The following is a 272-nucleotide window of genomic DNA, read 5'->3' on the forward strand; positions in this document are numbered from 1 at the left end:
TTGATTTGTTCAACCACTGCCGATGGTTCAGGTAACTTCTCTTGTTCTCCGGTTAATCCATTGCCAGCCGATGGCGATGTGATCAGTGTGATTGTGACCGATGAAAACGGTAACTCATCATCACCAACTCAAGTGACTGTTGATGCAGCGGCTCCTGATGTTCCAACTGTTACTCCATTGTTAACCAATGACGTGACTCCTGTGATTTCAGGTACGGCTGAGGCCAACAGCACAGTGACCGTTCAAGTCGGCGGTGCCACTTATACAACCAC

The 272-nt window shown here is 48.5% G+C and carries 1 protein-coding gene; it reads left to right on the forward strand.

Annotated elements, in window-relative coordinates; translation table 11 throughout:
- The coding region (locus CCS90_RS15015; protein WP_180236552.1) for an Ig-like domain-containing protein at positions 1-272 on the forward strand (272 nt) is incomplete at both ends.

Origin of the sequence: Marinicella litoralis, assembly GCF_002591915.1 — a bacterium.
Classification (GTDB): domain Bacteria; phylum Pseudomonadota; class Gammaproteobacteria; order Xanthomonadales; family Marinicellaceae; genus Marinicella; species Marinicella litoralis.